Here is a 26410-nt window from a genome sequence, read left to right as displayed (position 1 = left end):
GCCAATTTTTTGAATTTCATCGGCAGTTCTGTCCTCACTCTATATTTTCTTGTTCATATATAAAGTAAGTTTTGGGTGGGGGATTACAACTGGGGGGAGGGGGAAATGGTTAGTTTTTTTATCAGCTTGGATTTTTCAGTTATAATAAAAAAGCCAAGAAAATGAAGATAACAAAAAACAGGTCAATCATGGTAGTATCTGACCATAATTGACCTGATTGATTTAACGGTTGAAAAAATGATGGGGTCATTCGGCACTTGGTAGCCCCTTCACGTTATTAATATACACTTAAAACATTACCACAAAAAGATTATATTATTAAACTTCATCGTCCTCTTTTAGCAATATTGCATCCAATCGTTCTCTCTCTTGTGCAATTTGGCGTGATAGTTCAAAGCTATTCATGAACATTTCAAGTGGTAACTCTTCTACCCCGTCTTCAGTTTGTTTAAGAATCCTAAATTTTGATTGATGTGTTGATAATACCTGGACTAAATTTTTCATTAACTCCAGTTCCTCTTTGTTTCTACGATTTACAATCATTATCGGTATATGATTCATGCTGTTAAATTTAATTTCATGAAGGGATAAATTCACATGTTTTTTTGTTGTCATTAACAATTTACCGCTTATATTTGAATCCAGTAATAAAGAATATGTGGACAAAATACCTCACCTCAAATATATATTTTATTCTAAAATTCCTCTGGGAATTGCGGATTCATTGGTTTACCAGGTAAACTCTTACGATATGAATTTCCATGCCAACGTTTTAAATGTTCTTTAAACGTTGCCGGATATATAATCTCTCCTTTGTCTGCTAGATGGGGATTCTTAGAGACGAATAAGCATGATGTCCTGTAATAGTTTTCCCATTAAAAGTGGGTGCTTTATCATTTAAAATATCATTTATTTGTTCTTGCGACCATTCACGAGTTGTTTGCTCACCATTCCTAATTCTTGCTCTTTCCTGATCCCAGAATTTTTGCACCCCTTCATCCCTTCTTGAATCGAGTCTTTTATTCCATTGAAGTCTTTTCCACTCTTCTTTAGTTATCGTTCTATTATCAACCTTTTTATTGAATTTTTTCTTTGTCCTATATCCCAATTGCTTATAAGGGCTAGACTTCGGTGATAAATCAAGTCCTGCTTTCTTCGCCCTTTGGTTAATAACATCACTCGGGTCCTCAAAGCTATCAAAATCAATCTTATCTTTATCCCCATCTGCATTCATAGAGATTTTTTTCAGCTCTGTATCTTCTAGCTTACTGAGTTTGCTATATTCCGCATCACTAAGCTTAACCGGCTTCTTACCCTCTTGCTTTAATTTCAGGAACTTTTGATTGAAATCCTGCTCCTCTATGTCCTGCATAGTCCCGTCAATCAGCAACACCCAAGGATTAACCTCGCCATACAGACGGATATGCTTACCCTTGCGCACCAGCTTAAACTTCTTGAACTTGAACTTTTGCAGAATCCGGTCCAGCAGGCCCCGGAGATTTTTGGCCCCCTTCATAAGCCCTTTTTGCAGGCTCTTGATCACGACTTTACCATTACGTATAATCATGCTGCCGCTCCTGGAGGCCAGCTTGGATCCGGATTTCAGCAGGCTCTTGATGCCTTTGGCTCCTGCGCCTACAACGTTCTTCACCCCGCTGGCTGCCGCTCCGACGCCCTTCTTGACAGCTTGTCCGGCTTTCTTGAGGTTGGCTCCGCCAGCTTTGAAGCCACCCGCCATCGCCAGCTCAACCAGTCCCATCGCCAGTGCAGTAGCGAGCGCAATCGCGGCAGGTTCGATCATCTTCTGCCAGCCCTGGCTCAGGTAGGTGCCGATGTAGCCGGAGGCTTGGACAATGGTCTGCGCCACGGATTTAATCGCATCTGCCTGCAGCTATAAGGTGATGATGTTGATAATCATCGGAAGCTTTCCAAAAAAGTTACTGAGACAATAAAGAAAAAAGAAGGTCGATTATTCAGTTATTAGACTGAAATCGACCTGATGGATTGATAGTTAGAGGTTCTGTGAAAAATGCTTTACTGATTTTTGGTACAGAGCCTCCCTACAGCTTCATTTTTCAGCCCTTGCCATTATTCTTGTCTTTTCTTTCTTTTTCTTTTGCCTCCAATTCTGCTCTAGCGGCTAACATATTGGCAATAAAGTCACTATTCATTCTTTCTCTTACAATTTTCAATTCAACTTTTTGTTCTTCTGGTTGTTCAATTTCAAGACTACTAATAAAATCAATAAAAGTATTTGAGATTAAAAATATATTATCCCAATAATCATCTAAACCAATATTCCTATATTTTTTTTCATTAAGCATTAAATTTGCACTAAATTCATCTTAGTGATGCCAAAAATAAATTTTCTCATTGTAATTACCCTTTACACCAATGCATATAAGATTTCCATTCCCATCGTCCGCAATAGGCATTAACGAGCTGGGAATTCTTTCGTAATACTGATTAATTTTATTTTCCAGGTCATCCACGCCACCATCAAAACCAAAAAAAGAATCAAAAGTACTAAGGCCATTCTTATCTGCACAAGGAGATAATTCTATTGAATTATAGGTAACACTTTCATTGAATATAGAATTTCCGTATTTAAGTACAAAAAGCTTATACAATTCAGGAAATGAAATATTGTATTTATTTTCAATATTAGAAACACGAACCATGGGATCAACTATATCTCTACTTGGTAACCCTATAGCATTTAAATGTTCTTCCATACGATTAAAGGTTTTGTTTATCTCTTTCATTCGTTATCTGAGCTCCTTTAAGGTTTATATTTGCTACTACTTTCTTCTCTTTAGATCTTTTTGACGTGGTTTAATCCATTGCGTTTCTCATTTCAGATGCCGAACCCTTATGTGGTATATTTCCATGAAGTTTTGACGGAATCATTTGTATTTCTGTATTACTTAAATGGTGAGGCGTCAATCCTTGAGACTTTAATAGTGCATCAGTTCCATTTAATTGTCCCAATTCAAATTCTAATTCATAATTTGACCATCTTGAAAAATCAGGTTTGCCATCTTTGAATATTATAGGTTCGTCTCCTATTACTTCCTTAACTTCTGAATGATCAGAATACCATTTCCCGTTCCCAGGTTCTCCTTCCCATTTACCACCTGTTCTAGGAAGTCTTTCTTTCGGCTTATTTCTAGATTTTTTTTCGGGAGTCGGTTCTTTAATACTATCAAAATCAATCTTACTTTTATCTCCGTTAGCATTCTTTGAGATTTCGATTCGCTTATCACTATCTAATTTATTTAGTTTGCTATATTCTGCAGCATTAAGCTTAACCGGTTGCTTACCCTCTTGCTTTAATCGCTTAAACTCCTGTTCGAAGTCTTTCTTTGGGATCTCCTGCATAGTTCCGTCAATCAACAGCACCCAAGGATTAACCTCGCCGTACAGACGAATATGCTTGCCCTTACGCACCAGCTTAAACTTCTTGAACTTGAACTTTTGCAGAATCCGGTCCAGCAGGCCCCGGAGATTTTTGGCCCCCTTCACGAGCCCCTTTTGCAGGCTCTTGATCACGATTTTACCATTACGTAATCATGCTGCCGCTCTTGGAGGCCAGCTTGGCTCCGGATTTCAGCAGGCTCTTGATGCCTTTGGCTCCTGCGCCTACAACGTTCTTCACCCCGCTGGCTGCCGCTCCGACGCCCTTCTTGACAGCTTGTCCGGCTTTCTTGAGGTTGGCTCCGACAGCTTTGAAGCCGCCCGCCATCGCCAGCTCAACCAGCCCCATCGCCAGTGCAGTAGCGAGCGCAATTGCGGCAGGTTCGATCATCTTCTGCCAGCCCTGGCTAAGGTAAGTGCCGATGTAGCCGGAGGCTTGGACAATGGTCTGTGCTACGGATTTTTTGGCATCTGCTTGCAGGTATACGGTGATGATGTTGATAATCATCGGAAGTGCGGCGGTTATAGCCCCACCGGTCACAATCTCTGCGACAACCAAAGCGGCCAATATCACAATGACTGGCGAGGAATTTTCAAATTTCGAGATAAAGCAGAAGAATTTAATAGAAAAAAAGAGTGCATTATGGATTATCCATTAATGCACCATTTTACATATTACGAGATATTTACTTCAGCTTATTATTTATTTCTTATGAAACAGAAAAAAGGGTAGTTAAATTGCCACATCCTGATAACCGACTTTTAAAACTTGTTCATTAACTAGACGAAGACCTAAACCATTCTCGTTATCCCAAGTGCAGTCAAACGTAATCCCTATATCTCTGCCTTCATTAATATCTGGAAACGGAATAGTTATTCCTGACAATGATATATGGTTTAATAATTGATCTGTCGTTGTAATTAACGGATAACTTCCATTAAATTCCACATTATAACCAAGCTCATGTCTCTTCTGAATATAATATTTCAAAATTGCATCTATGAAACTATGCTGCAACTCCCCCCAATGTTGCAGCAATGAAGTATATGATTCATGTTGCTCTTCATCAATTTCTTCATCTTCTTCACCATCAATCATTATTGATATCTCATATTCCTTTCCAAAAAAATTAATAGTGGTATCCTTTGTCCAACCAAATTCATAGTTTAGTTCTCCAAAAACCTCATCGTTTATAATCATTTCACAGCCTCCTCTTTATTTATGAGCAAATCCACCAAACTCAAACGCTCCTGCATTTATTTCTCCTACTCCACCTAGGTGTCCAAATGTATCATTGATCTCAGTAGGAACGAGCTGTAGAGTTTTTACATCATTTAGCTCATGCCAAGTTAAACCGTTTCTATTTCGATATTTTGCTACATCTGCTCTTTTAATTGATCCCGCTTTCATTCCAAACTGACGTGCCAATTCAGGGGAGGCATTAAGCTGATCAACTAATTTCAAATCTGCTTGGGCAAAATTAATTCGTCGAGCTTTTTTCCCCATATCCCCTAATCCCCCTAGCATATGATCGACTTCCACCTGAGCTTTAGCAACAGGAGAGAAGTCAGGAACTGAGTTCTTGTATTTGATTCCCTTAACTCCAGCATCATCTAGTATTTGTTTTAATTTTGGATCTGCGGGTTGCTTGAGAGTAGCCAATGATTCACCTCTAGTTGCCTCAAAGCTAACCTTTACATTCTTTTTACCAGGTGTTTGATGTAATCTATCTTGATAAGAACTAGCAAAATCTGTCTGTTTGAATGCTGTAGGAACATTAGTATCAGGCAACTTAATACTATCAAAATCAATTTACCGTCAGGTTTTGTAACCGCATTATTATAAACATCAATTCTCTCAGATGGTTTCAGGCTCTTTATCTTATCGAGTTCTGCCTGAGTATTAATCCCTGCTTTTCTTCCATCCAGACTATCTACTTCTTGAATCGTTCCGTCAATCAACAGCACCCAAGGATTAACCTCGCCGTACAGACGGATATACTTGCCCTTGCGCACCAGCTTAAACTTCTTGAACTTGAACTTCTGCAGAATCCGGTCCAGCAGGCCCCGGAGCTTTTTGGCCCCCTTCATGAGCCCCTTTTGCAGGCTCTTAATTACGATTTTACCATTACGTATAATCATCCTGCCGCTCTTGGAGGCCAGCTTGGCTCCGGATTTCAGCAAGCTCTCCTCACTCTATATTTCTTGTTCATACCATAAAGTTAGTTTTGGGGATGGGAGAATTTAAATGAACCCTCATCAATTGAATTGCATTATGATGAATAACATTAATAAAAGAAGCTTATTAACCCCCTTACTTTAAAGGGAATAAGCTTCAATAAATGATATTGTTATTCTTTTAGAATCCCTATATTTTGTAAAAATCAGTGACACAATTAAATTACCCGTATATGAAATATAGCTACATAAGCATAACATTAATTTATACTTATTCTGCTTGACTTTTCACAAAATTCTCTATTATTTTTTTATTCTCTTCCCCATTAGGAAATATACCTAGATACTGATATTCAAAAATCATCTGTCGTTGTGTTGGAGATATTTTAGAGGCTAAAATATCTTCGTATCCAAAATTGATTTTAAATTTACTAGGATACTTCAGAACCACTGTTACATTAGTCCATTTCTCCTGCCCATTATGAATAAAGATTCCTCTTAATTCTTCAAATTTCCCATTTAATTCAGTTAACAATTCATCATATATTTCATCGCTCACACCATATATATTTGGAATATCATGAGAGTATTGAAATTCCTTATCCGCTTGAGTATTGAAATAAAAGTATACATTACTAGAGTCATCAAGTATCTCTGCGTGCAAATTAATCTCTTCCCACTTATCTTCAGGCAGCATATCTAATATGCGCTCTGCGATATCTGAGTATAATTTATCCAATTGCATTTCCATATTATTTTAGCCTCCAATTTGATTTTTTATTATAGGTCTTTGAGTCTTCCCACCATTTATCGAATATTCAATTTTGAAACTAGTAGGTCTTACAGAATCACTTGAATACTGAGGCTTAATTTTCAATTTCACTTTCCCCCCTTTATTCAAAGCTTCTGCCCATTCTTTTTCAAGTTCATGCCAACTTCCTCCAGCTTCATTGATTTGAGAATTCATAGGAACTAAATTATCAATTCCTCCAGAACCTTTAAATTGACTTCCGATTAAGTGGCCTCCATCATCTCTCTCTGGATACTCTCCTCGAATTCTTTCATCTCCGCCCACATTACTTTGTGCATAAGGGTTTCTCTTAACCTTACCCAGTTGTAAATCAGCTTCAACATTATCGATTCGACCTAATATATCTGTTTCGTACTTATATCCTGCTCGTGATGAGTACTTTACATTTGGTTTTAAAACTTTTTTCTTACTGACTTTATCGAATCGATCAACATACTTAATTGATTTTCTAAGATTTTTATCAATCCTGCTAAAATCAATCTTTCCGTCTTTTCTCAACGCAGCCGCGTTATAGATAGCAATTCTTTGGGATTCGGGCAAACTCTTAATCTTATCCAACCCAGCCTGAGTACTAATGCCAGCTTTTCTTCCATCCAGACTATCTACTTCTTGAATCGTTCCATCAGCCAGCAACACCCAAGGATTAACCTCGCCGTACAGACGAATATGCTTGCCCTTGCGCACCAGCTTAAACTTCTTGAACTTGAACTTCTGCAGAATCCGGTCCAGCAGGCCCCGGAGATTTTTGGCCCCCTTCATGAGCCCTTTTTGCAGGCTCTTGATCACGACTTTACCATTACGTATAATCATGCTGCCGCTCCTGGAGGCCAGCTTGGCTCCGGATTTCAGCAGGCTCTTGATGCCTTTGGCTCCTGCGCCCGCTAAGTTCTTGGCACCCTTCGCGGCTGCATCAATACCCTTTTTCGCTGCTTGTCCGGCTTTCTTGACTCCTGCTCCTATGGCCTTGAAGCCCAGCTCCATAGCGAGCTCAACGAGTCCCATGGCCAGTGCGGTTGCGAGCGCGATGGCCGCAGGCTCAATCATCTTCTGCCAGCCCTGGCTCAGGTAGGTGCCAATATAGCCGGAGGCCTGGACAATGGTCTGTGCCACGGACTTAATCGCATCTGCCTGCAGGTATACGGTGATGATGTTAATAATCATCGGAAGTGCAGCCGTAATCGCTCCGCCTGTTACAATCTCTGCGACCACGATCCCAGCCAATATCCCGATGACTGCAGCCAGTAGCTTCAATCCATTACTCTTCATCCATTTTATTACAAATGATTTAATTTGGTCAAACAACATTTTCGCATTGCCTGCGCGCAGCTTCGCACCGTCTGCAATTTTGCCGCCAAGGCTCTGATTGGCTGCTCCGGTGTCGAATTCCGCCATTATGCTGTCCATTGTAGCCGGGTCGCGGCTGCCGGACATCTCTTTGGTTTCTCCGTCTTTCAGGTTTGCCTCCTGCACCAGTGCAGGGTCCATCTCGCCCTGCTCCACCGATTCCATCTCGATATCTTCAGCGGTCAGCTTCTCATCCGCTGCCGGACCCGCGCCCTCTGCCTGTTCTGCAGCTCCGCCTTCTGCTGCTCCAGCCCCCATTGGCTTGGAGATATCTACTCCGAGCAGATACTCCCACATCTTCCCTTCCAGATGGCTGAATGAACGCTTCGCTGCCTTCCCGAGCGCTCCTATACGGACGAGCACATCCAGGAAAGTTGCAATCAGCAGATTGCCGAGCGTTGAGATCAGCTTGGAATAGAAGTTCTGCACTGCTGCCAGCGCCTGATCCACCTTAGCAGCCAGGAAGTCCATCACCTGAGTGACCTTGGTCTTGAGCTTCTGGGCCAGCTGGTTGACCGCTTTAATGGCCTTATTGACAACTCCGTCAATCTTGCTGCATATCTTGGCCGCAATGCCGGGGAACTTGGCAAATACAACGGACACCAGCTTTTTAAGCAACACACCCAGTCCCTTGATCAGGGTTGTAATCAGCTTGCGGCCCAGTTCAATGATGCCCAGTACAGCCTGCTTTGCTTTGTCAAAAATGAACTTAACTGCTTTGCGGAGACCCTCAAAAATGAAGTTAACTGCTTTCTTAACGAGTTCGACGACAGCTTCCAGCTTGCCCTTCACCCAACCGAGAAAGCCGCCCTTCTTCTCTTCCTTAGCCTTCTCCTCTTCATGCTTGCCATCTGCTTCTTTCTTAGCTTTACTGTAGGCCTGCGTCGCTTCCCGCTCCGCTTCAGACTGCTTCTTCTGAGCTTCCCGCTCTTTGTCAGTGCGGACGCTGTTGATCTCCTGCTTCTTCTGCTGGGCGGCTGACCCGGCCTGTTTGGTATAGTCCGTCTCGGCAGCATCCAGCTCCTTTTTCCACTCGCCCTGCAATTGGGTGACTTCTGCTTTGGCTCCAGTCTGCTGGCTGATCTGCTTGTTCTTCGCCTCGGTCTCGGCCTGCCGGATTTGCGCCTGGCTGTCAGCTTTGGAGCTCAGCACTTTACTGTCGAATTTGGCTTGTTCCTTCTTATATTCCGCCTGCTTGGTACCAAGCTGCTTCTTCATCTCTGGAGCCAGACTATGGTTCAGTCCGGCAGTCATATCTGCAGGCAGTGCCAGCGCAGGCAGTTTTTTGGCCCCGGGTGCCTGCCCGCCTTTCAGCCCTGCAGCAGCCTTCACCACGGTGCCATCCGGCTCAGGATAGATCTCATTCTCCCCGAACGGCTGCTTAATCTGGCCCATCTCCGCCTGCTTGGCTGCGCTCACCTGCTGGGAGGCCTCCTGATGAAAGCCCTCCATCTGGGAGGGATCTGCCTCCCCGGTCATGCTGATTCCCGGCGGCTGGGCGGCTGCGGATCGGATTTCGCTGAGCATCGCCTCTGGATTGCTCCCGAAACCGGAAGAACTAATGTTCATTTTATCCAGCTTCCCCGCAGGAACAGCCCCGCCGGTACGCTCGCTTTTGAAGCCTTCCTTCACAGTGTGCTTCAGCGCTGCCGGTTTCTTCCGGGCCTGCAAGGGCTTCCCTTTCAAGCCGATCGGTACCGGAACAGCAGGCAGCCCTTGCTTGGTCTTCTGCGTCTGCTTCGTGAAGGCACCGGAGGATACATTCACCGCCTGGGCATAGGCATCCCCCAGCTCTGTGGGCTGAACCTGTGTCAGCTGATCCAGAATCTGCCCCGGATCTTCACCGCTGATCTTCACCGTCTTGCCCTTCGCCGGCTTCTCCTTCCCATCTCCCGCTAACGCACCGAGTGCTGCTCCAAGCGATGGCTCCTTGGACGCTTTCTTCGGTTCATCTGCTCCTTTGGAGGCGGCGGACTTCTTGGCTGGCTCCGGCGCATCCTCTCCCTGAGCTGCTGCGGACTCCTCCGCCTTCCCGGGATTCAACGGCTCCGCAGACGGCTCTTCGACGGCTTCTTCTGCAGACCGAGCGTCGTCCTCTCGTTCTGCCGCTTCAGCTTGCCCCTCTGCAGCGGCCTCAGCCCTCCCCTTTGCCCGGGCAGGCGCTGGTGTCTTTTTGACGGCTACGGGACCTGAAGAACTGCCCCCACTAGCAGGCTTAGTTTGTGTGACAGACGCAGCAGCGCTTGCTGCCTGGCCCTCGGGCTCCTCCTTGCTCTGCATCTTGGATTCAGCCGGAGCGCTGGCTTGCTCTGCTTCTGCTTGCACCGGTTCCGGTGAATCCGTATGCTCTTCCATCTGGGCTTCTGCGGCCACGCTCTTACTTGGTCCAGCCGCCTGGGTTCCATGATCTGCCTGCTCTTTCTTCTTCCCATCCTCCTTCAGACTCGACAACAATTGAACCACGGCCCGGTTGCCGAGTGTGCGCTGGAGCGCCAGCTTGTCTTCACGGCTTAAGGAAGCCGGATTCTGGCGGACACGCCGGATAATCTCTACCGGGTCCGGTTGTTTCGCGGCTGCCGGACGAATGAATACCTGCGGATTGCTGTATGGTTTATGCCCGCCGGATGCTTTATCTTTCTCCTTACTTACGGTTGCTTGGGTCTGCAATGGAGTCCCCCCTCTGTAAAAAATCGATCCTATAGATAAAGTAAAATCCATAGCGCTTTTTACAGCCGGAGTTATAAATAAATCCATTTATTCAATTAATTATGTATATTCTCATGTCAAAAAGGCCGCCCTAAGGCAGCCTGTTAACCATTCTGCGGATTAACGGTTATTCGGGTCTGCCGCTTGGCCCGAGGCTTTGCGCAGCTCATTCGCCAGACGGTGAAATTCTTTTCCAGACTCTGCATTACCTGCAGCCATATAAGCCGCTTGAAGAAAAGCAATGATCTTGCCCGCATCCTCTTTCTTCATCATATAGTCTTTTCCCTCCCCGTTTACATTGCCTGGTGCAGGAACCGCAGCAGACTGTGTGCTCCACCAGCCCGCCTCTCCACTCGACTGATTGAGGTCCACATTCACCCCGTGAACCGGCTGACCCAATCCCTTGGGGCCGTTGTCGTATTGATAAATGTGGATACCCTCCGCTTTTCGGCCTTTACTCCAGGCATACGTCTGCCAAAAGCCGGTGCAGGCCTTAGCGGCCATTGCAGCTTCAATAACGGTCACGCTCCCGTAAACACCCGACTGGTAATTCCGGGCGGCTTCTCCTGCTGCCGTAATATACTCTATCACCGTATCCATCTGTTTTGCAGAGGCATCGAAATCAACGGCGAAGTAGATCCGGCTCCCGGCAGGTTGTCCAACCGCAAGGGCCGTCTGTGCGGCAATCGCCCCGTCTGTCAGACCCGCTGCACGGCCTCCCAGCGCACGGCTGGCGGTCGTTTCATACACAGAGACAATTTGCAGCCCCGCAGCGCTGATGGCAACCGCCTCCGCCTGGGTTAACCTTTTCCAGCCGGAGGGCACGAGGTAACGGCATACGAATTCGTGACCATCCTCCTTGAATTTTTTAGCCAGTGTACGTGTTAGCGGTGCTGCGCAATCAAAGCCTTTGGCCATTCCCCCATCTCCTTCTTCCTGTCTGCTACCCGATTAATATTTTCATCAAAAGTCCCGCTGCGGCAATACACATCCCCACGCTGCTAATGATTGTGCCCACCAGCCAGCGCTGATTCTCCCCTTGCCTGAGCTTCAATCTGGACAGCTCATCCCGCATCTCATCCATCCGCAAATGCGCTGATTTGCTGCTCTGCATAGCCTCAAGCGCAATATCCCTTGCACTGTTCATGATGTCGAGCTTGGTTTCCACCCGGGTCAACCGTTGAAGGATTTCATTCATGTCGTCTGGCATATCGTACCCCCGCTAATGGAGCTGGTTGATCTCCCGTTAATGAATAGCTCCAAGCTGCAGCCACTGATCTGGAAGCAGCCTGGAAGCTGTGCAATGCTGTACTTAGCCGCTTACGGTTCCATACCTGCAATCAGATTGCCGTAGGAGTAGGCCGTAATTTTGCTGGTATCTGTAAAGCCCGTTGCCTGTCCATTGAAGGAATAATCATTGGTCTGATAATAATTAGAGAAATCCGATTTCCAGAATCTGCACTGAATTTCTACAATTTCTCCCGGCTTCAGACTTCCGGCACTGTTGGTGAAGCCGATTTCCAGATAATAATCACTGCCGGTTTTGCCTGCTGTCTTCTGGAAGCTTCCCGTAACATAGGACTGAATCACCCTGGTATTCGAGCCCGCTACTCTGGCATAATCCGTGTAGAAGCTCTGGAATTTCTCACCATCGATAGTGTAGTAATATCTAAGCTTGATGCTGGAGAGCTGCAAGGTCGACTTGCTGGTATTCTCAAAGGATATTCTCGGGAAAATCGTATTCGTCACGCTGCTTCGGCTCGCATTAAACGATTGAACCTTGAACGTCTGAGTGACAGTTACATTCTGCACCGCCGTCGATACATTGCCATTCACATCCGTAGCCGTCCAGGTGACCACTGTTATTCCTAACGGGAAGCCGTCAGCCGGAGCATCATTCTTCAGCACAACTCCGAAGATATCGCTCGCTGTAGCTTGGCCCAGGTTCACAAGCGTCTTGGTTCCGGTTGCCGGAGCAGCAACATCTGCCGGAGCTTTCAGCACTGGCTTCGTCGTATCCACCACCGTAATCTTCTGCACGCCCGTGCTGACATTGCCATTCGCATCTGTAGCGGTCCAAGTGACATCTGTGGTTCCCAGCCCATAGCTCTCAGGCGCATTACTGGTTACTGTTACTTTAAAAATGTCCGTCCCTGTTGCTACGCCGATCTCCACTGGAGTTTTCAGCGCCGTTGCTTCCACCGTCTTGTCAGCCGGAAGCTTCAACACCGGCTTCGTGGTATCCACCACCGTAATCTTCTGCACGCCAGTGCTGACATTGCCATTCGCATCCGTAGCCGTCCAAGTGACATCTGTTGTTCCTAGCGCATAGCTCTCAGGCGCATTACTGGTTATTGTGACTTTGAAAATATCTGTCCCTGTTGCCACGCCGATCTCCACTGGAGTTTTCAGCGCCGTTGCTTCCACCGTCTTGTCAGCCGGAAGCTTCAGCACCGGCTTCGTCGTATCCACCACCGTAATCTTCTGCACGCCAGTGCTGACATTACCGTTTGCATCCGTAGCGGTCCAGACCACTTCGGTCACTCCCAACCCATAGCTCTCAGGAGCATTACTGATTACTGTTACCTTGAAAATATCCGTCCCTGTTGCCACGCCGATCTCCACCGGAGTTTTCAGGGCTGATGCTTCTACCGTCTTGTCAGCCGGAAGCTTCAACACAGGCTTCGTGGTATCCACCACCGTAATCTTCTGCACGCCAGTGCTGACATTGCCGTTTGCATCCGTAGCGGTCCAGACCACTTCGGTCACTCCCAACCCATAGCTCTCAGGAGCATTACTGGTTACTGTTACCTTGAAAATGTCAGTTCCCGTTGCCACGCCAATCTCCACCGGAGTTTTCAGCGCCGTTGCTTCGACCGTCTTGTCAGCCGGTAGCTTCAACACAGGCTTCGTGGTATCCACCACCGTAATCTTCTGCACGCCAGTGCTGACATTACCGTTTGCATCCGTAGCGGTCCAGACCACTTCGGTCACTCCCAACCCATAGCTCTCAGGAGCATTACTGATTACTGTTACCTTGAAAATATCCGTCCCTGTTGCCACGCCGATCTCCACCGGAGTTTTCAGCGCCGTTGCCTCGACCGTCTTGTCAGTTGGTAGCTTCAACACAGGCTTCGTGGTATCCACCACCGTAATCTTCTGCACGCCAGTGCTGACATTACCGTTTGCATCCGTAGCGGTCCAGACCACTTCGGTCACTCCCAACCCATAGCTCTCAGGAGCATTACTGATTACTGTTACCTTGAAAATATCCGTCCCTGTTGCCACGCCGATCTCCACTGGCGTCTTTAGGGCTGATGCTTCTAGAGTAATGTCAGCGGGAAGCTTAAGCGCAGGCTTGACCGTATCCACAATGGTCACCTTCACGATGCCCACTGCGGAGTTTCCGCTGCTATCTGTAGCAGTCCATTTTACAATCGTAGTACCGATAGGGAAATTCGCGGTTAAGGTCTCCTCTGAAGTGATGGCGCCATGCTCTCCAGGAGCATCTGTCGTTAGAGTGACCGGGAAGAAATCCAGCACCGCTGGCACTTCCAGTTCTACCGGTGTTTCCAGAGCCGTTGCTTCCTTGGTAAGCTGCAGTGGTCCTTCGAATTTCAGCAAGGGCTGTGTCGTATCGACTACGGTAATCCGCTGTACCCCGGTTACCTCGTTACCATTGATATCTTTGGCCTTCCAGGTAACTGTCGTTGTTCCCAGCGGATAAGCAGCTGGAGCATCCGATGTCACCGTCACCTTGAAAATATCCGTAGCAGACGCTTGACCGGTCTCCACTGGAGTCTTCACTGCCGTTGCTTCTACGGTCAGATCCTCCGGCACAGTCAGCGTCGGCTTCGTCGTGTCCACGACCTTAATCTTCTGCACCTTCGTAGTCACGTTGCCGTTCGCGTCCATTGCCGTCCACACTACTTCTGTTATGCCTAGCGGATACGCTTCAGGGGCATTATTCTTCACCGTCACCTTGAAAATATCTGTAGCCGTGGCCTCGCCGATCTCCACCGGAGTCTCTACCGCCGCCGCTTCTACAGTAATATCTTCCGGTACAGCAAGCACAGGCTTCGTCGTGTCCACGACCTTAATCTTCTGTACCTTCGTAGTCACATTGCCGTTCGCGTCCATTGCCGTCCACACTACTTCTGTTACGCCTAGCGGATACGCTTCAGGGGCATTATTCTTCACCGTCACCTTGAAAATATCTGTAGCCGTGGCCTCGCCGATCTCCACCGGAGTCTCTACCGCCGCCGCTTCTACAGTAATATCTTCCGGTACAGCAAGCACAGGCTTCGTCGTGTCCACGACCTTAATCTTCTGTACCTTCGTAGTCACATTGCCGTTCGCGTCCATTGCCGTCCACACTACTTCTGTTACGCCTAGCGGATACGCTTCAGGGGCATTATTCTTCACCGTCACCTTAAAGATATCCGCAGCTGACACTTGACCGATCTCCACAGGAGTCTCAACAGCCGTTGCTTCTACGGACAGATCCTCCGGCACAGTCAATGTTGGCTTCGTCGTGTCCACGACCTTAATCTTCTGTACCTTCGTAGTCACATTGCCGTTCGCATCCGTTGCCGTCCACACTACTTCTGTTACGCCCAGCGGATACGCTTCAGGGGCATTATTCTTCACCGTCACCTTGAAAATATCTGTAGCCGTGGCCTCGCCGATCTCTAACGGAGTCTCAACCGCCGCCGCTTCCACAACTATATCTTCCGGTACAGCAAGCACAGGCTTCGTGGTATCCAAGATAGTAACCTTTTGATTACGTGTGGATACGTTGCCGTTCACATCCTTCGCTCTCCAGGTGACTTCAGTCACGCCCAGGGGATAGGAAGCCGGAGCGTTGCTGCTCACCGCAGCAATTCCGAAGATATCGGTGACTGCAGGCACCGGCAGCTTAATCTGCATTGTCTGCCCGGTAGCTTCTGCAATGTAGTCCGGAATGTCAGCGATTACCGGGGCCGTTGTGTCTTTTACCGTAATTGTCTGCGTGCCGGTGCTGAAGTTGCCGTTCGCATCTGTCGCCTTCCAGGTAACAATGGTCTTGCCGAGCGGGTAGCTGGCCGGAGCATTGCTGACCACCGTGACCGGGAACAGATCCGTAGCCGTAGCCTTGCCGATTTGTACCGGAGTATTTACTGCGGTAGCCTCCAAACTGATATCCTGCGGAACCGTCAGTATTGGCAAGGTAGTATCCACTACAGTCACCTTTTGCTTGCCGGTAGTTACCAGACCGTTGGCATCCTTCGCCGTCCAGATGACCTCGGTAACGCCCACGGCATAACTCTCAGGAGCATTGCTCGTTACAGTAACCGGAAAAATATCCGTAGCCGTGGCCTCGCCAGTCACAACCGGAGTTCTGATAGCTGTAGCCTCTGCCTTGACGTCTGCAGGGATAGACAGCTTAGGCGCAGTCGTATCTACAACCGTCACCTTCTGCTTCGCGATTGCCACATTTCCGCTTGGATCACTGGCCATCCAGGTAACCAGCGTGGTGCCGACCGGGAAATCAACCGGAGCATCGTTAATGATCCCGGTCTCGAACAGATCGAAGACCACTGGCTCGCCCAGAGCGACCTTGGATCTGACCGCCGTGGCCTCTACCGTTAGATCCTCCGGTGCTGTAATGACCGGTTTGGTCGTATCTGCGATCTTGACCTCTTGCGTTCCCTTAGTTGCATTGCCATGCTCGTCCGTAATCGTCCATGTTACTTTGGTGATTCCAAGCGGGAATTCCGCCGGAGCATCATTCTTGAGCGTCACAGCAAAAATTTCTGTAACCACCGGCTGGCCGAGGTCTACCTTCGTTTTTACTCCAGTGGCTTCTGCCGTTATACCGCCTGGTAGTGTAACCAGCGGCTTCGTCGTGTCTACGATCTTCACGGTCTGCGTTGTCTTGGTGGTGTTGCCATTCTCATCTGTAGCCGTCCAGGTAACGACTGTTGTCCCGAAGATGAAGCGTTCCGGGGCGTTATTGGTTACAGTAACACTGAAAATATCCTTGGCAGACGCTTCCCCCAGCTCCACTGGAGTCTTAATGCCGGTTGCCTCGGCGGTGATGTCTCCAGGCACAGTTAGCTGTGGAGGCGTTGTATCTGTAACTGTAATCTTCTGCACTTTCTCGGTGACGTTACCATGTTCATCTGTGGCGGTCCAGGTAACCATGGTTACACCCACCGGATAATCCGCCGGGGCATCCTTGGTTAACAGCACATCGAACAGATCGCTGGCTTCGGCTTGCCCAATATTCACCTTCGTCCGTCTAGCCGTAGCTTCTACGGTAATATCCTTCGGTATTGTCAGTACAGGCTTGGTGGTATCGGTAATGCGGATCAGCTGATCTGCTGTAGAGATATTTCCATTCTCATCCTTAGCCGTCCAGCTTACCTTGGTTACGCCCACCGGATAATCCTCAGGCGCATTATTCGTAATATTTACCTTGAAAATATCTGTGGCGGCGGCCTTCCCCGGATCTACCACAGTTCTTCGGCCTACAGCTTCCTTTGTAATATCGGCTGGAACCGTCAGTAACGGCTTAGTTCTGTCTACTACGGTGACCTTCTGGGTTGCTGTAGTCACATTGCTGTTGGCATCGGTCGCCGTCCAGGTGACAGTAGTCGGACCAATGGGGAATTCCTTCGGCGCGTCATTCACCACAATAACCGGGAAAATATCCGTAGCCGACGCTCCGGTGACCACAAGCGGCGTTTTAACCGCTGTAGCTTCCACAACCATATCTCCTTGCACGGTTAGTACCGGCTTTGTGGTGTCTTTTACAGTAATTCTCTGCACCTGCGAGGAGGTAAGTCCCACCGGGTCCACCGCTGTCCATTTGACGGTAGTTGTCCCGATCGGATAGTCTGCAGGTGCATCATTTGTCAGGAGAACATCCGGGACCGAGATATCCTGAACGGAGGCCTGTCCAATATCGGCAGGGGTACGGACCGCCTTCGCTTCCATTGTAATATTCGCCGGAACAGTAATGACCGGGATCGTCTTGTCAATCTTCACTTCGGTCTTCTGTACAGCGGTCAGGTTACCTGCATGATCTTCAGCCCAGAACTCCAGAGGGATAATTCCCTCCACCGGGACGTCAAAAGCAGCCGTGCTGCCTGCCGCAATCTGTTCTTCGCCATCCGCTCCGAGTCTATAATGGATCTCCTTCACTCCGGAATGGGCATCTGACGCGGTAAGAGAGACCGTAACATCCGTGCTGTTCCAGCCCTTCTCATTCGCTTCCGGACTTAGAATACTGGCGATCAGCGGACCACTCTTGTCAATTTGCACTACTACCGTGCGGGGAGCTTCTGCATTCCCGGTTCTGTCCACCGCCCAGTAGCTGACAGTAGTCACTCCTTCCAGCTCCAGCTCCAGCGCCGCGCTTGGGCCGGCAGTTCTCACGGTATCGCTCCCGCCCAGCTTGTAATAGATCGCTTCCACACCGGAATATGGATCTTGAGCGGTAAAATGCAGCGCAACCTTCCCCCGGCTCCAGCTGCCGGATTCAGCGCCTGTTACAGCTACCTCTGTAACCGGGGCGCTTTTATCAATATGGATGGGACCGAAGGTTGCGATGGAATAATGGTTCTTATCCTCATCACTGGTAGCCGCACTGTCAACAGCCTTGCCCGTTGCCGTCTGACCAGCTCCTTCAGCGGTGAATTTCTGATCCGGGGTCAGGGATTTGATCGCTGACAACGTATCCTCTGCCGTATAATGTACCGTCACGGAATGACTGGTCCAGGTCCCGGCAATGTAAGGAGCACCGTTATCCGTTACCGCCGTTGCCTTGATGGAAGGCGGCGTCGTATCGATCAGGTTAGAGCCTACGGCACCGACCTCTACCTTGAAGGTAACAGGCTGAAGACCGGGAACGGCAGCTTTTACCTCCATGGTCTTAATGACCCCGGTTCCCTTCGAATAGACCTGATAGCCTTCTCCTATATATCCTGTATAGTTGTTAGCCGCAGATGCATATCCGTTCGCATCCGACACCACTGTAATTCCAGTACTGTTAAGCCCGCGCATGACCGCAGTAATTGTACTGTCCTCCGAGACGGTGAAGGTGACGGGAATACCCGGCAGCGGATTACCCGCCAGATCCTTGACAGCCACCACCTGCGGAAGCATAAAGCCGCGCCCCCCTGGAACCACACCCGAGGCCTGCGACAACCGGATCTGCTGCAGCAGCGGCGACACCGGGCTCATCGACCCCTCGACATTGCTGAGCGCCATCAGGCTCATCTGATAGGCTCCATGATTTAGGATGACTCCCAAGGTAGGATCAATCTCATACACCGACTGATACACGGAGCGATAGACCGAATCCTTAACTGTTGCCCCCCGTTGAATCTGCGGCTCCGGTACTGGCGGCTCTGCCTCATACACTGCTGCAGAGGCAGTGTCCGCTTCAGGCCCTGGAAGAATGTTGTGGGCTATTTTCCCCGACCCGAATACAGCGCCTGGCGCCAGCATCAGAATTAGAAGCGAGAGACACAGCCATCTGCTGATTATGCCCAACCGTCCTTGCTGCACAAGCTTACATTTCCTTTTTGAATGTTTCATCATACATCCCCTAACTTTTTAGTAATGAGCATAGTGATCATGGTGAAGCCTGGACCTCCTTTACTAATCAAAGGGAAACCCGGACGGGTTTTTACAACTGTTTATTCCGGTTCACACAAACTTCGATTTTCGTTTCGAGCCATGCTTCGAGGTCGCCGATCACCAGACTCAGCTCCTTACGGGCGGATTCACCCAGGATCGCTATCGCCTTCTCTTTGGCCAGCAGAAAAGATTTCTTCATCGCCTCCGTGTCGAAATCGCCTTGTTGCTTGAGCGACTCCACAAACGTCTGATTGACGGCAATTACAGCAGATTCAACAGCATCCCCCGCCCGCTGAAGCAGGCTGTTCACTGCCTCATTCTCAATTCTCTGCTCCAGCCCGGCAATTTCCCGCTTGATATAAGCAATTACAGACCTCGCCAGCAGCCCCAGCAGCGGAATAATCAGCACGGTCATCAGGGTGCTCATCATCTCAGATGTTACATAATCACTCATTGCCATCGCCTCCTAAATGGATAATTCGACAATCTATTGTTCTTTAATCTCGTAATACTAGGTAATCCCGAAATAATATTTACAACTTTCGCTAGAAATATAGTAATCATGTAAATTTTTGTTTTTGTCAGTTGTGGAATCTATGGAATATTTTACTTGTTATATGAGGGGACCAGCGATGGATTAGGTCAAGCCTGGGGGAACAGGCTCCGCTCGTCTTGAGAATGAAGGTACTACTGAACATGGGGAGGAAAATTCATGGTTACCTGTGATGACGAATTAGTTGAAACCTGCAGGAAATTATTAAAACGCTCAGCATGGAGAATCCAGTACAAGACTCGCATTCAGCTGATAAAGGAAAGTAACCCGCTCTACGATAATGAATGCTACGACAACAGCTTTGAAAGTATGGTCGTTTCTGAGCTGTTTGTCGATGAGCTTCTGGATATGCTTCCATGGGAAAAATGCAGGTATATCATCAAAAAAACAGTCATAGAAGGAATGCCCGAACAAGAAGTAGCAGCCGAGCTGCAAATGACTCAACAGGGGGTTAGTAAATGGAAGCGCAAGGGACTGGAAGTCCTGAAGGAAAATCTTACCCATTCATCGAGACCGTAAAAAAGGCGCAAAGCGGCGATAAAGCGTCCATGGAGGATATCCTAAGCCTGTTCTCGGTAGACATCGAAAATTTATCTCGGTTCATTATGCTGCCGCGGGAAGAAGCGATTCAGACCTTAAAGATTGAACTCATAAATATTGTTTATCAGGATTTATAAATTCAGCAGGAGCACCGCTTGGACATACATATTTTTCGGCAATAGCTAATCCATGTGATTATACAATGTAGATAGATTCCCTTACTTTTTATGTACAATGTCTAGTCAGCAATAGTCAGAGCTTCATAGGATACATAGAGGAGTATGACTAGCAGCTATTCAAAGAGAGAGGAACACGGCAGGTATGAACACATTCGATCCTTCGGTTGAATATCCCATTGTATTTTTGAACTCTGTCCCTAAGAGCGGTACTCATCTGATGAAGCAGATCTTGGAAGGCATTCCGGGGATGAAGCAGAACCCTTATGAATTCTATGAAGGCTATCCGGAAGACTCCAGCCTCCACTATCAGCGGTTGCTGCTCGTCCGCAGCGGACATTTCACAGCAGGGCATGTGTACTATTCACCCCGGTGGTCAGGCATGCTTCGGGAGCTGAAGATCAAGCCGTTATTTCTTAACCGTGACTTAAGAGATATCGTCATCTCGTATACGTATTTCATAACAGACAAATACCCTAATCATCCGCTGCGCCCCTATCTGCTCTCTCTGCCGGACCGGAATCAGCAATTTCTGGCTTTAATCCGGGGAATACCAGAGCTTCATTACCCGAGTATCGCCGCGTGGTATGGGCAGTTCGCCGGATGGAGCGGAGAAGCGGACTGTATGCAGATCGCCTTTGAACATTTGGTAGACAGCCACAGCTCACGCCGCCGGACCATGGAGCAGCTGATTCGTTATCTCTGGGCTGACAAGCCGCTGCCATTACCGCTAGACACAATCCTGGACGCTATGGAGCAGAACATTAACCCTAAAGCCTCCTATACCTTCCGCACCGGCACAACCGGGAACTGGCGGACCGAGTTCAATGAAGAGGTGAAGACTTGCTTCAAAGAGGTGGCAGGCTACCTGCTCTTCCCGGCAGGCTATGAGACAGATTACAACTGGTAACCTAATCGTTTGACATGGAAGGTGGGGCTGCACATTGCATACCGGAGTAACACTATGGTTCACCGGCCTGACTGCCCCCTATGAGGAACCACTCAGCCCCGAGATCATTGTGGATACCGAGCAGCATACCGAGGATCAATCCACCGAGCTGATTCTCGCCTACTTGATAGAGCATGGTTATATCTATTAATTCGATCCGTTGTTACATGAAGAAGCCCCTATCCTTCACCCAGGACAGGGGCTTCTTCATGTACAGCTGGCTTATACCTTGAACAGAATAATAATCTCAGTAAGCAGAATCAGCCCAGCCGCTGACACGCCCAGTGAATTAATAATAGTCAGCGCATCCGGGTAGTTCTCCTTACGGAACTGGGAGCAGAGTGACACTGTCCATAACACGCTGAAAAAAAGTCCGGTGCTTCCGCAGCCCCTCTCGTTGAGAGCCCGCCTTCTGCGCCGAAAGAATCTGCCGAGCCCGGCAAAGGTTAGCAGCATATAAATGATAAGCTCAGCGGATGAAATCACAATCACCTCACCTGCAGACAAGAGATGCATCAATGCATACTGAAGGCTAAAACCCATAAAGACTAGCATGTTAAAGGAAACCTTCGGGACACTCAAGCCGTCTTCCTCCTTTTACATCTAAATGTACACCGTTAATAGATAACGCTTACATTATAAGCTTAATTGCTTACATGTTCTGTGACATATGACGCTTCAGACCTATAGGATCATATGTACTCAGGGTCTAATCAGCCAGACCACACACTTAAATCACCCTTGGGTAATAGGTTACTTGTCCTTTGATCATCTTAGTTTTTTTTACCTCACTTATGTTTGCCCATTTGCTAGCTGGCTGGAGCAGTAAAGAGCACTTATCCACTTGCAGACGTAAATCACAAATTCCTAACCAAGTGGAAACGGCTTTGCCGTCCTTTAAAGGTCGGTACCGTTTCAGCGAGAAATAGAAGGATAAGTTATCGTGTGAAACATATAAATTCTTATATTTTAACCAAAAAACCGGAGCTGCATGGGTAAGCAGTCCGGTTCCTCTAATACAATTATAATGGCTCCTTACATTTACAAGGCTTTCAGATAATCAATAACAGCCTGTGTGCGCTTATCGCCATTCTTCATTACAAGCAGCAGGAAATCATCAAGCTGGGTCAGCAGCCTGCTGCCCTCAATTCTCTCTGGGCCTGCTTCCGACAAAGTATTCTCGTAAGCTATCGCCGCTTGTTCCAGCATGACCTGTGTCTTCTTGTCGAACAGCGGAGTCTTGGGCGTGCCGTTGAACACAATTCTCTTGGCGCGTTCCAGCGCTTCCGTCATCGCCGCAACGCGGTTAGAGTTCTTATATGTCTGCACAAAATCCTCGTATTGCACGGCCCGGTCAATGACCTGGTACCAGTCCACCATCAACTTTTCGGCAGCTACCATCGGCTGTTCCGACTCTATCGCCATAAGGTCAATATAGACCTGCAGATCCTTACTGACATAAGGCTTGAAGACTTTGAAGTTCTTATAAGGAATGGCTGGTACGAATCCCCCATCCTCCACCAGCTTGTAGCCCATGCCCTCCAGGTCTTGGAGGACCACACGGACCTCGGCCTGTCTCACCTTGGAGCGTGCGAGCGCCATTGGCATCCCGGTCGTATATATGTTCTTGATATTCAGTTGAACGACAGGCGCATTCATACGTTTGGTTGCCGTAGGAAGGTAAGCCTTTAGTGCATTCTCCAGATGCAGTACTGCCAGATTCGCTTCGAGCTGCGTCATCTGGCCGATCCGGTTAACCAGCGTAGCTTGGGCCAGCCCGAGGGAAGACGGCTTCTTCAATCTCTGTTCAAATAAGCTGAAGGCTGGTGTAGTCTTCGCTGCCGCCGCCGCAATCTTCTGCGGGAAAGCGCTAAGAACGGTAATTCCGGTGCTAGTCAATAACAGTGCGGAGGCAAGCGCGACTGCCAGGTTTTTGGTTAATCTCTTCGGCTTCATAGGCACACCCCTTTCAATGGTCATAGCATTCTTTGTATTTTACCATACATTAACAGCCTACTTAATGCAAAAAGCCCTGCATCTCTGCAAGGCGCTTAATATAATGTAGAACACAGAATAAGTAAAATTGATCAGTAATCCACACCGTGACCAAATGGAGTGACCACCATACTACCGTTAATTAGAGTTGACCCTTTTAGCGGCTGATTATCTGCAAAAATCGTTGTTGTAACGCTAATCATTATTACCGCTGTGAATAGAAATGAGAGAAATGTCTTTTTCATCCATTAACACTCCTTCTAGAATATTTTTTAACCCACTCTATTGGTAGATTCTTTTTAATAGCACATTCAAAGATTGTGACCATTCCGGCAATTATTTCTCTCGGATACTGTTTTAAATACTGAACATACTCTTTCAGCACATCCTCTTTGCCTTCCATCAAGTCAATGGTGTATGTATTTCCTAGTGCAAATATACTAAAATCTTTTATAATAAACTTGTCTTTCTCATCTACACCCTTGACCCATGAAAGATCTTTATATTTCAGGATGCAATCTCTTGATTCTGAATATCGTTTCAATTTCTGATAAGCTTCGCCCTTGCATAGCTGTGAAAATCCAAGGTAGTAGATTAAAGGCCTGTCGTTAGATGATTTACTGGAGGGTTGGTTCAGCTGATAATAATATAAAACACTAGACTCTTCGTAGAGCCTGTCGGCAATTAAAATCATATTGTGCCAATCTTCGTTGGAAAACGCTAGTTTCAACATATTAGTAAGCGAATCAATGTTATCTATGTTTTCTAATCTCAATTTACCCACCCCAAATCCTCCTTAAATGCCATTTAAATACAGAATATACCATATCTATACACTGGTCAATTACGATACGATTTTTTCATAAATAGGAGAGAACATAATGAATCTATCTGAACCCTTTAACACCAGCCGTCTGCACTTCCGCTTACTGAATCAATTAGACACCGATGCCGTCTACAAACAATTCTCAGACCCGGACATGTGCAGATACTTCAGCGAACCGCCCTGCGATTATAATGAAGCGATAGAGATCATTGAGCATTACGCCCAGCCTGAGGGTAAAGGCCATCACCGCTATGGGATGTTTGACCGGGAGACTCATGCCTTCATTGGCACCTGCGGCTATCATTATTGGGACGCTGAGCGGAAGCAGGTGGAGATCGGTTATGACATCTGGAAGGACTATTGGGGACAAGGTTATATGTCAGAGGCCCTGCCCATTCTTCTCGGTACGTGCTTCACCCATCTTGATGTGGACTGTATCTATATTCTGACCCATCCGCAGAACGCTGCATCGATGGCTACTGTGCGGAAATTCGGGTTTGAGCTATGTGCGCCTTGCAGGGAAGTGGAGGAAGAGCCTCAGGTGTGTATGAAGCTAATGCGGGAGAACGCAGCTGCTGCCAAATAACAAATCAAGAGCAACAAGGGCTCCCTCCCCCATTGAGCTTTTCCAGATAATCTGTCATTTGATAGGACATATATAGCCTCAGTACCTGATCGATCTGGCGCAAATCAAGCTGAATCAGTTCGTCGATCTGGCGTAAACGGTACCGCAGAGTGTTGCGGTGGACGAATAGTTCGTCGGCGGTTTTTTGCAGCTGCTGGTTGTTCTTCAAATAGCAATAGAGGGTATGATACAAGTCGGCATGATGCTTCTCATCGAATACACGCAGGACCGTAAGCGCCGGATGGCTGACATCCCGGGAATCATGCTGCGCATGCGGGGATAACAGATCATACAGCTGCACATCAGCGTATAGCACACGCGGCTCCGCAGGCCAGACGATCCGCCCGATCTCCAGCGCCTTGAGCGCTTGCAGATAATATTTGCGGCAGTCTGTGAGGTCGGTGAATTCCCGGCTGATCCCCAGGCGGATCTGATGGCTGACGAGAAATTTGCGCAAGCTTGGATCAACCTCTTTTGACCTGGAAGATACATACTCACCTTCACTCACCCCCACCATATACTCATGGTAAAAGATCAGCCGCTCCTCCCCGAAATACAGGTGCAGCTGATCTCTTAAATAACCGGTGTGTTTGCCGGAAACGGAAACATCATACCCCGCAAGATCCAGCACCAGAACGGACAATCTGCCCTTGGGCAGATGCAGACCGCTCCGCAGACTCTCCTGAATAAGTACCGGTCCGTTCTCCTCATTCTCCAGTAATCCATAGATCAGCTCTTCATATTCCGCCTGGCTGGAATTCCGGTAAAAACTGTTCTTCGCCAGCTCGGCCGCCACCAGCCCGGCCGTAAAACCTGCCAGCTCATGATCCCTCTGTTCAATGGGGCGTTTGTCACCCAGTACAATTACATTGCCGACAGGCTTGCTGCCGATCCTAATCTTGGCGACCAGCTTGGTCACCTGGCTTCCGCTGCATTCCACTTCGTAAGCCTCCAGCGACTCTATGCCGGTCTGCACGCTCTTCAGTTGGTGGACGGCAGCTATGAAATCATAGGAACAATAGCCTTTGTGCAGATTATCGGTCCAGATGGGATCGGTAACCCCGCTACAATCCGAAGAAGCCAGAACCTTATAGCTTACATCGATGATAATCACCGGATTACCCATCAGCTCTGCTGCAGCACAGACGATTGCATCCAGTCCTTTGCCGGCGACACAGGCTTCAAGCATTCTGCCCTTGGCCTGCTCCCGTTCAGCCTCTTCCAGAAACAGCTCCCGGGTCCGATTATAGAGCTCGAATACATCTTCCTCTGCCCCAAATTCCATACGGTTCTGTCTGCTATACATCTGCTGATGCTGGCCTGAAGCTGGCTCCACAGTATCATTAATCAGCATCAGGCTGGCCTGCTCCAACCCTTCTGCGTGATCCGGTAATCCGGACTGGTAGCCCACATAGATATATTCAGGTGCAAAATGCGTCAGGCTTTTCGTAATCAGCATCGTATCTGAATAGGCTGTCGTTAATGCTTTGTTCCACTGGATATGTACGGCATGCTTACTAAAATGTCTGCTAATCTGTTCAAAGGTAACACTCATCGCTCTCCCCCCCTGCTTATTATAGTGCGCCGCGCACAAAATTCCCATTTATTTTTATATTTTCCATATATATAATCACTGGAATAGTCATGTTACATTATTCGTGA

At 47.8% G+C, this 26410-nt stretch carries 25 protein-coding genes; 5 read left to right on the top strand and 20 right to left on the bottom strand.

Translation table 11 applies throughout. The features are described 5' to 3' along the window. Window positions 1-318: 318 nt before the first annotated feature. The 15 genes from MKX42_RS14250 to MKX42_RS14180 all read right to left on the bottom strand — a co-directional run bounded on the left by MKX42_RS14250 (window position 319) and on the right by MKX42_RS14180 (window position 19538). A complete protein-coding gene (locus tag MKX42_RS14250) occupies window positions 319-615 on the bottom strand; it encodes a hypothetical protein (protein WP_076086847.1) in 297 nt (98 codons plus the stop codon). Between the two features lie 205 nt (window positions 616-820). Then, a complete protein-coding gene (locus MKX42_RS14245; RefSeq protein ID WP_340753070.1) occupies window positions 821-1867 on the bottom strand; it encodes a hypothetical protein in 1047 nt (348 codons plus the stop codon). A gap of 208 nt (window positions 1868-2075) precedes the next feature. Continuing rightward, entirely contained in the window at window positions 2076-2324 is a 249-nt protein-coding gene (locus MKX42_RS14240; RefSeq protein WP_340753069.1) for a hypothetical protein, read from the bottom strand. A gap of 21 nt (window positions 2325-2345) precedes the next feature. After that, the gene (locus tag MKX42_RS14235) at window positions 2346-2765 is read right to left on the bottom strand and encodes an SMI1/KNR4 family protein (RefSeq protein ID WP_340753068.1); all 420 of its coding nucleotides are present in this window, start codon (window positions 2763-2765) and stop codon (window positions 2346-2348) included. A gap of 70 nt (window positions 2766-2835) precedes the next feature. After that, complete coding sequence (locus MKX42_RS14230; protein ID WP_340753067.1) at window positions 2836-3525, bottom strand: HNH endonuclease; 690 nt, start codon at window positions 3523-3525, stop codon at window positions 2836-2838. A 37-nt stretch (window positions 3526-3562) separates the two neighbouring features. Beyond that, window positions 3563-3976, bottom strand: a complete 414-nt coding sequence (locus MKX42_RS14225) for a hypothetical protein (protein WP_340753066.1) — start codon at window positions 3974-3976, stop codon at window positions 3563-3565. Between the two features lie 174 nt (window positions 3977-4150). Then, the gene (locus MKX42_RS14220; RefSeq protein ID WP_340753065.1) at window positions 4151-4618 is read right to left on the bottom strand and encodes a DUF6985 domain-containing protein; all 468 of its coding nucleotides are present in this window, start codon (window positions 4616-4618) and stop codon (window positions 4151-4153) included. Window positions 4619-4633: 15 nt separating this feature from the next. Continuing rightward, window positions 4634-5080: an HNH endonuclease gene (locus MKX42_RS14215; RefSeq protein WP_340753064.1), complete on the bottom strand. Its 447-nt coding sequence runs from the start codon at window positions 5078-5080 to the stop codon at window positions 4634-4636. Window positions 5081-5112: 32 nt separating this feature from the next. Then, window positions 5113-5601 carry a hypothetical protein gene (locus MKX42_RS14210; protein ID WP_340753063.1) on the bottom strand — a complete coding sequence of 163 codons (489 nt, stop codon included), beginning with the start codon at window positions 5599-5601 and terminating at the stop codon, window positions 5113-5115. 265 nt (window positions 5602-5866) lie between these two features. After that, complete coding sequence (locus MKX42_RS14205) at window positions 5867-6346, bottom strand: antitoxin YezG family protein (RefSeq protein WP_340753062.1); 480 nt, start codon at window positions 6344-6346, stop codon at window positions 5867-5869. A 6-nt stretch (window positions 6347-6352) separates the two neighbouring features. Further along, window positions 6353-10417 carry a DNA/RNA non-specific endonuclease gene (locus MKX42_RS14200; protein ID WP_340753061.1) on the bottom strand — a complete coding sequence of 1355 codons (4065 nt, stop codon included), beginning with the start codon at window positions 10415-10417 and terminating at the stop codon, window positions 6353-6355. A 159-nt stretch (window positions 10418-10576) separates the two neighbouring features. Next, a complete protein-coding gene (locus tag MKX42_RS14195) occupies window positions 10577-11374 on the bottom strand; it encodes a DUF1906 domain-containing protein (protein ID WP_340753060.1) in 798 nt (265 codons plus the stop codon). Window positions 11375-11399: 25 nt separating this feature from the next. Continuing rightward, window positions 11400-11666, bottom strand: coding sequence for a hypothetical protein (locus MKX42_RS14190; RefSeq protein ID WP_036700963.1), 267 nt, complete (start codon window positions 11664-11666; stop codon window positions 11400-11402). Window positions 11667-11776: 110 nt separating this feature from the next. Continuing rightward, a complete protein-coding gene (locus MKX42_RS14185; RefSeq protein WP_340753059.1) occupies window positions 11777-19012 on the bottom strand; it encodes an HYR domain-containing protein in 7236 nt (2411 codons plus the stop codon). A gap of 121 nt (window positions 19013-19133) precedes the next feature. Continuing rightward, the gene (locus MKX42_RS14180) at window positions 19134-19538 is read right to left on the bottom strand and encodes a hypothetical protein (RefSeq protein WP_340753058.1); all 405 of its coding nucleotides are present in this window, start codon (window positions 19536-19538) and stop codon (window positions 19134-19136) included. 258 nt (window positions 19539-19796) lie between these two features. Here MKX42_RS14180 and MKX42_RS14175 point away from each other — a divergent pair, with 258 nt between their 5' ends. The 4 genes from MKX42_RS14175 to MKX42_RS14160 all read left to right on the top strand — a co-directional run bounded on the left by MKX42_RS14175 (window position 19797) and on the right by MKX42_RS14160 (window position 21453). After that, the gene (locus MKX42_RS14175) at window positions 19797-20156 is read left to right on the top strand and encodes an RNA polymerase sigma factor (RefSeq protein ID WP_340753057.1); all 360 of its coding nucleotides are present in this window, start codon (window positions 19797-19799) and stop codon (window positions 20154-20156) included. Further along, on the top strand, window positions 20096-20314 hold the full coding sequence (locus tag MKX42_RS14170) for a helix-turn-helix domain-containing protein (RefSeq protein ID WP_340753056.1): 219 nt from the start codon (window positions 20096-20098) through the stop codon (window positions 20312-20314). The genes MKX42_RS14175 and MKX42_RS14170 overlap by 61 nt, the downstream gene beginning before the upstream one ends. 184 nt (window positions 20315-20498) lie before the next feature. Further along, window positions 20499-21263 carry a hypothetical protein gene (locus MKX42_RS14165; RefSeq protein WP_340753055.1) on the top strand — a complete coding sequence of 255 codons (765 nt, stop codon included), beginning with the start codon at window positions 20499-20501 and terminating at the stop codon, window positions 21261-21263. A gap of 34 nt (window positions 21264-21297) precedes the next feature. Then, window positions 21298-21453: an adenylyl-sulfate kinase gene (locus MKX42_RS14160; protein WP_340753054.1), complete on the top strand. Its 156-nt coding sequence runs from the start codon at window positions 21298-21300 to the stop codon at window positions 21451-21453. Between the two features lie 71 nt (window positions 21454-21524). Here the strand turns inward: MKX42_RS14160 and MKX42_RS14155 are convergent, their stop codons facing one another. The 4 genes from MKX42_RS14155 to MKX42_RS14140 form a co-directional block, all read right to left on the bottom strand. Beyond that, complete coding sequence (locus tag MKX42_RS14155; protein WP_340753053.1) at window positions 21525-21884, bottom strand: hypothetical protein; 360 nt, start codon at window positions 21882-21884, stop codon at window positions 21525-21527. 459 nt (window positions 21885-22343) lie between these two features. After that, a complete protein-coding gene (locus MKX42_RS14150; RefSeq protein ID WP_340753052.1) occupies window positions 22344-23258 on the bottom strand; it encodes a hypothetical protein in 915 nt (304 codons plus the stop codon). A gap of 131 nt (window positions 23259-23389) precedes the next feature. After that, the gene (locus MKX42_RS14145; protein ID WP_340753051.1) at window positions 23390-23542 is read right to left on the bottom strand and encodes a hypothetical protein; all 153 of its coding nucleotides are present in this window, start codon (window positions 23540-23542) and stop codon (window positions 23390-23392) included. Beyond that, complete coding sequence (locus MKX42_RS14140) at window positions 23539-24081, bottom strand: hypothetical protein (RefSeq protein WP_340753050.1); 543 nt, start codon at window positions 24079-24081, stop codon at window positions 23539-23541. The genes MKX42_RS14145 and MKX42_RS14140 overlap by 4 nt, the downstream gene beginning before the upstream one ends. 97 nt (window positions 24082-24178) lie before the next feature. On the opposite strand from MKX42_RS14140, the gene MKX42_RS14135 reads away from it, so the two are divergent. Then, a complete protein-coding gene (locus MKX42_RS14135; RefSeq protein WP_340753049.1) occupies window positions 24179-24709 on the top strand; it encodes a GNAT family N-acetyltransferase in 531 nt (176 codons plus the stop codon). Window positions 24710-24713: 4 nt separating this feature from the next. Here MKX42_RS14135 and MKX42_RS14130 read toward each other — a convergent pair whose 3' ends face one another. Beyond that, complete coding sequence (locus tag MKX42_RS14130) at window positions 24714-26303, bottom strand: PucR family transcriptional regulator (RefSeq protein ID WP_340753048.1); 1590 nt, start codon at window positions 26301-26303, stop codon at window positions 24714-24716. Between the last annotated feature and the right edge of the window lie 107 nt (window positions 26304-26410).

The organism is Paenibacillus sp. FSL R7-0204 (genome assembly GCF_038002225.1).
Classification (GTDB): Bacteria; Bacillota; Bacilli; order Paenibacillales; family Paenibacillaceae; genus Paenibacillus_AQ.
Note: the sequence above shows the minus strand (reverse complement) of the source record. Positions and strands in the feature narration are given on the sequence as shown.